The organism is Mesorhizobium sp. M1A.F.Ca.ET.072.01.1.1, from assembly GCF_004023325.1.
Lineage (GTDB): Bacteria > Pseudomonadota > Alphaproteobacteria > Rhizobiales > Rhizobiaceae > Mesorhizobium.
Window position 1 is genome coordinate 1 of the sequence record NZ_RZSF01000378.1, and the last position, 5,873, is coordinate 5,873.

The 5,873-nt window shown below is 60.0% G+C and carries 5 protein-coding genes and 1 pseudogene; 1 reads left to right on the forward strand and 5 read right to left on the reverse strand.

Annotation, left to right across the window (positions count from 1 at the left end):
• From EOA32_RS32090 to EOA32_RS32110, 5 genes and pseudogenes are all read right to left on the reverse strand, one after another.
• Nucleotides 1–510 (reverse strand): annotated as a pseudogene (locus tag EOA32_RS32090) (hypothetical protein); the annotation flags it as partial.
• A 32-nt stretch (nucleotides 511–542) separates the two neighbouring features.
• Nucleotides 543–872 carry an RNA-binding domain-containing protein gene (locus tag EOA32_RS32095; RefSeq protein WP_189407550.1) on the reverse strand — a complete coding sequence of 110 codons (330 nt, stop codon included), beginning with the start codon at nucleotides 870–872 and terminating at the stop codon, nucleotides 543–545.
• 87 nt (nucleotides 873–959) lie between these two features.
• Nucleotides 960–1,886, reverse strand: coding sequence for a DUF2971 domain-containing protein (locus tag EOA32_RS32100; protein ID WP_127847540.1), 927 nt, complete (start codon nucleotides 1,884–1,886; stop codon nucleotides 960–962).
• Between the two features lie 592 nt (nucleotides 1,887–2,478).
• The gene (locus tag EOA32_RS32105; protein WP_245499454.1) at nucleotides 2,479–3,267 is read right to left on the reverse strand and encodes an undecaprenyl/decaprenyl-phosphate alpha-N-acetylglucosaminyl 1-phosphate transferase; all 789 of its coding nucleotides are present in this window, start codon (nucleotides 3,265–3,267) and stop codon (nucleotides 2,479–2,481) included.
• Complete coding sequence (locus EOA32_RS32110; RefSeq protein WP_189407552.1) at nucleotides 3,264–4,277, reverse strand: NAD-dependent epimerase/dehydratase family protein; 1,014 nt, start codon at nucleotides 4,275–4,277, stop codon at nucleotides 3,264–3,266. The genes EOA32_RS32105 and EOA32_RS32110 overlap by 4 nt, the downstream gene beginning before the upstream one ends.
• Before the next feature lie 404 nt (nucleotides 4,278–4,681).
• Here EOA32_RS32110 and EOA32_RS32115 point away from each other — a divergent pair.
• A partial coding sequence (locus EOA32_RS32115) for an acyltransferase (RefSeq protein ID WP_189407555.1) occupies nucleotides 4,682–5,873 on the forward strand: 1,192 nt, incomplete at its 3' end.

The window sequence follows — 5,873 nt, forward strand, 5'->3', positions numbered from 1 at the left end:
CAACCAATCCCGATCGACCTTCCTGCCCACCCACGCTTCAATGAAGTCCTCGTGCATGTAAGGCGCCCATTCGGGGCGGTTCATGTCGAGAAAAGTCGTCCAGCCGGTCAGGCGGATGCGCTGCGCCACCTGAAGGCGGTTGCGCAGTTCCACGAGCGTTGGCGCCGGCTCAGCCCCAATCAGTTTGAACGCCATTTCATAGTAGCCGTGTGGAAACCGCGCCTCGTCATTCTCGGGAAGATCGGCGACGAGTTCCTGCCAGCGCCTGCGCGCGCCTTCGGCATAGCCGTGCAGTTCGGTCGCTGCGTTGGGCACATGGGACACTGGCTCGACACGACCCGACACAATGGCCCGAATGGAGTCCAGCATGTCCTCACGCCCATTCTGAACACAGCGGCGTAGGAGGGCGCGCCATTCTTCGCCGGTCTGAGGCTCCTCGCTGCGCGGACCCGGCTTTCGGATATACACGCGGTTTTGCGCGATGACGTCCCGGCAGTCACGCTTGCTCATCACGGGTTCGGTCATTCCGCCGGGTACAACAATCAGGGGATGGAAGACGCCGGTCTCGGGATGGGGGACGACGTAGACCTCACAATGAAACCCGGTGTCGCAAACCTCTGGATCGCGGCATTTACCGTATCCTGAGCTGTGGCAGGAATCTCGTCAGGGCGTGATACGGATACGAGCTGCGCGCGGTCATCCCGCATACCAATGATGATGTAGCCACCGCCGTGATTGGCAATGGCAATGGCAGCCTTGGCGAGGACCGCCTTATGGTTGGTCTCAGCGAGATTGAGCCAGCCCTTGTATTCCGCGGCCAGATCCTCGCGCGGCTCGGCAACGAGGGGAAGAAGTTCGTCAATAGACGGCACGACAGTCTCCGAGATAATGCGGTTTGCGCGTGGTGACGAGTTGCGAAGAAGCGGCCCGTCGGCCGCTTCGGGGCGCATACCAGCCTGTTAGTAAGGTTTCCTTGGCCTCGCCGGGTACCCCTCGATGTAATCTTCAAGCAGTCCGTAATGCTCAAGTATCCTGAAAGGATTGTTTGCGGCGGCGGCTATCCGATCCGAGTCGTCGATTGAACACCAAGGACACAGATCCCCGTTGGCTCTCAGCGGCTCTGAGCATTCTGCACATTCGGCGATCGCAGGGGCAATCTTCCCGTCCGCAAACACTTTGCCGCTACCCGCATCCGTGATCATGTAAGGCGTCGGGTAGCTGCGACCTATTTTACCGATATAGAAGCCGGCATCGAGTTTTTGTGCAGCCTCCTGAAGAGTCTCTTTCGTCTGCGAGGAAGACTTCGCTCCCGATATGATCGCTGCGACACATCGTTTCGGAATATAGAGGATCTTGTTGCCGCTCATGTCCTCGACATATCCCTCGAAGTTAACGGCTCGCACTTCCTGCTCGTAGCTCCATTCCGCATACTTCGAGAAATAGCCTTCGTAGAGGACGGCGTCCCGCAGAGCCATAGCGTCTCTGGGCTTCTTCCGGTATGCGGCCATCTGCGCGAACGAGACGAGCGTCTCACTCGGTCGATCTCGGTACGAAATGTCGCGGATCAGGAGATCCTGAAAAACCTCTTGCAGTTCGGAAACCTCGAATCCGATCACGAATCCGTTATGGTTGTTTCCGTAGTGCGCCCACATTGGGGTCACGACTGGCGATTTCGAGAAGCAGGTGGTCAACAGCGACGGGATTTCCCGGACTACTTCGCTGTACGTCGCCAGCAAATCAGATCCTTGATCAAGCTTTACCCCGAGGAATAGCTCAAAGGGATCGTTGTAGTCTTGTGGCAAGGTGCACTTAATGCCAACATGGTTATCGCGAACGAAAACGTGCTCAACGACGTTCTCAGAAAAGTATTTGAAGATCATCCTCATTAGGTAAGTCGCCCCAGTTCCGCGGCATTGATATCCTAAGCAGTGGTGCCGCGAAAGGGGCGGTAGATCAGATCAAGGCGCCAGAGTGCTTCACCGCCGAACTAGCGAATCTCTCTTATCGGAGCGGGCTGTGAAAATCGGGCACGGGGGCGGACCCATGACCGGATCTCCGCCTTACCGGGAGCGGGCCTACGCCCCATCCCTTCGTCCCGAGGACGTGCGGGCACGTCCTTCTTTTCCCCGACGTCATGTCGGCGCGTGCCGACTATCTCTGGATGGTCCGGAACGTGGCGCAGGAAAATGCCGTCAAGGGCAGCTTGCGCGGCCTTGGCCGCGACGACCTCAGCAGGCTCCGCGCGACGGTCGTCATGCGGCGCAAACGAGTCGCTTCGCCTGATTGCTCCACCGACTGCGTTTGGCTCCGGCTGCAGCATGCTCAATGAGCCCTATGGCGGCGCAAAGCTGCCGATCGTTCGCGCGCGAAAACTGTCGGAAGGGATAGAGAGCGGACGGCAGATTCCGCCGACCAAATGAAAATAGCGGAGTTGTGCCAGGATCCGATGTAAACCCAGTTTCGCATCTCATCCGCGAGCTAAGGATTTTGCCAGGCAGTAAACGCGAGCCCCAGCGCCAAGGCCATTGCCGCATACAGGACAGGCAGAGCCTTGCTGCCCACGCCGATGCGCAACAGAGCATGACCAAGATGGTCAGTGCCGCCGATCCACGGCCGCCGTCCCTCGCGCAGGCGGCGGATAATTACGAACGCCGCATCGATCAATGGAACCGCAATCCACGCCAGTGAAGAGCCTGGCCCTCTTTCTGACGCGAGAAGGATAATCGCTGCGCCGAGCAGAAGGCTGCCACTATCGCCCATGAAGATACGCGCAGGCGGATAGTTGAAGCAGAGAAAGCCCATGCAGGCTCCCGCGCCGGCCATTCCGATATCCCCACCGAGGCCGAAGAACGCGGCCGCGGCCGCGCCGGCAGCGAGTCCGTCGGCGTGATCGAGCATGTTGACCGCATTGCAGGATACCCAGACGACGATCGGTAGCCACCACACACCTGTCATGACCCCGGCAAGTATAGCTCCCGCCGTCAGCGCCGCCGCCTTGGAACCTGCGGAAAGCGACCTGACATCATCGAGAGCGCCGAGCAGGCAAAAAAGGGCCAGTAGGATGATATGGCTGACCGGAAGCCACGGTGACATGGCTATCAGCAGCGCAGGGCCCGCAAGACGCGGAACCTCGCCTGATGTATGCCATCGGTCGACCTTCACCTTCGAGACCGCTCCGATACGCTTGGCAAGAAAAGCGAACAGCCAAACACAGGGAATAGCGAGGAGCAGCGCCCCGATGAACGGGACCAATGAACCAAGCGTCAAGCAATCACTCGTTCGGTACGCATGTGCTCGATGCAATCCATGATCGTCTGCTTCGTGCTTCGCAGCGCACGCCATCCTGTCATCGCGGTCAATAGACCTGTATCCGGAACGCGGTCATACGTTGCAGCGAACCTGTCCCCATAGACCGCGTTGGATGGCTTCATGACGATCGGCGCGTTCGTCTCGGTGGCTTCAACGACCATCCTCGCGAGTTTTCCGATCTGAACCGCTTCGCTGCCTCCCAGATTTACAGGCCGCCCCTGCAGCGAGCGACATTGCATAACCAAGAGCAATCCTTCCGCGGCGTCCGCCACATGCAGGAATGCCCTCCTCTGCTCGCCGTCGTCGTGGACTACCAGGGCCTCGCCCCGTAAGGCGGCGTTGACAAAAACCGGCAACACGAGACCTGTCGCCGAACGCTGCCGCGGCCCAGCCATGTTGAATGGTCGAACAATCCAGGCAGGGATGCCGAAATCGAAAAGCAGGCCGGCGACCAGATGCTCGACCGCTGCCTTGGCGGCCGCATAGCCCCATCGAGGTCGAATATCTGTCATCACAGGGTCGGACTCGGTGATGGGACGGTCACGTCCTGAGCCGTAGACTTCCGAACTCGACGTATAGAGAAGGGGGCGCCTGTGCAGCCGGCATGCCTCGACAATCGAACAACCGGACTCGAGAATGCCGCTGGTAACGGCAAAACGTTCCTTGTGGGCGCGCTGAACCCCGATCGGGCTCGCAAGGTGGAACACGGCGTCTGCCTGCCCAACCTCGTCCCGAACCGCCGCGTTGAACGCCGGATCGCCAACCCTGAAAGCGCGAACGGTCAGCCGGGGATCGCCCACGGGCAGATTGCTGAGCAGGCCGTTCGAAAGATCGTCGATCACCGTTACGCTGCAGTGGCGCGCAAGCAAGAGATCGACCAGTGCCGATCCGAGAAACCCCGCGCCGCCTGTCACCAGGACATGCGTCCGCGGGCCGAATTCAACCATGTACGCGCTATGGCTGTCCATCGTGCCGCCCTCCAGTATGGCCCTGTCCTCGCTCCGCATGGGCCATGCCCTTCTATACAGTCAAGGACACCGTAAACAACTTGTTTTTCTAGCGGCCAACAGAGTTTTAGCAGTCATCGGGATGTCGACGGACAATGATGCCGCCCGCGTTACCCCGAGCCGGATGCCCCTGCCCGTATGGATATAGCTGATGCCAGGTTTCCGCGCTCCTGTGCGGGTTCTTACAGGAAAAACAATTGTGGCCGTTCCCACGTTTCTCATAGATCGGCACTGCACTATCTGTTGGTAATATATGGATTTATCTGTGGGGAATCACACGGTGGGCTGCGCTAATGCGAGCGACCCCTCGACTCGGGCGGTTTAGTCAGGTTACGACGTGAAGCGGAGCGCCGCAGGGGGACGTGGTGGAGTCTGACTATAGGCCCGACATCGACGGCTTGCGCGCAATTGCGGTGATCGCCGTAATCCTTTTTCATTTCGGCGCGCCGAGGTTCCCCGGCGGTTTCGTTGGCGTCGACATATTCTTTGTGATCTCGGGCTACCTGATCACCCGGCTGCTGCTCGCCAAAGGCAGCGAGCTGTCGATAGTTGAATTCTATGGCCGCCGCATGCGGCGAATTCTCCCGGCTTTGCTGGCCATGATTTGCTTTTCGCTGGTTGCGGGCTGGTCTCTGCTGCTCCCCGGCGACTATGCCAGCCTGGGGCGCAGCGCTGCGTTTTCGGCTGGCGGCGTGGGAAACTACTATTTCCTCTGGAACACCGGCTATTTCGACCGCGACGCGACGCTGCTGCCCCTTCTGCATCTTTGGTCGCTGGGCGTGGAAGAGCAGTTCTACCTCCTGTGGCCCGCTTTGATGCTGTTTGCGAACAGGCTCCCGCGCGGCGGCCAGTCGGCGCCGGTCACAGCGATCTGCCTCGTCGCGCTGCTCAGCTTCCTGACCGCCCTTCACCTCGTCACGGTCGATCCAAAGCAGGCATTCTACGTCCCGTTCAGCCGAGCCTGGGAGCTGGCCGTGGGTGGCCTGCTCGTATTTCTGCCGCCTCTGCGCCGGCGTGCTTCGGAGGTTTTCGGCCTGGCCGGCCTTGGTCTCATAGCCGCCAGCGCGGCCTGGCTGTCGCCGGACCAGCCGTTTCCCGGAGCCAACGCAGTCATTCCAGTGGCAGGCGCTGCCGTTCTGGTCTGGCCGCATTCGCGCTCGTTCGTGTCGCGATTCCTTTCGACCGCTCCGCTCCGCCTGACGGGAAAGATTTCTTACAGCCTCTACCTGTGGCATTGGCCGATTCTGGTCTTCTTCCGTCACTACGCGGGCACCGCGAATCCGACAGCCGCGGAGGCATCGGTCCTGATCGCAGGCAGCTTTCTGACGGCCTATCTCTCCTGGCGATTTGTCGAAGAACCTGTGCGCAGTTGGCGGGCACCGCCGATGAGAAGCGTCACTGCCGGCGCCGCCGCAGCGCTGATGGTTGGTCTAAGCGGCAATTCAATCTCCAAAGCCGGTGGGTTCACCAGCAGGATTCCGAAAGAGGTTGAGGCCCTGCGCAGTCTCGAAGTCATGTGGGATTGGCCTTGTCCGCAGATGGTCAGGATACCCGAAC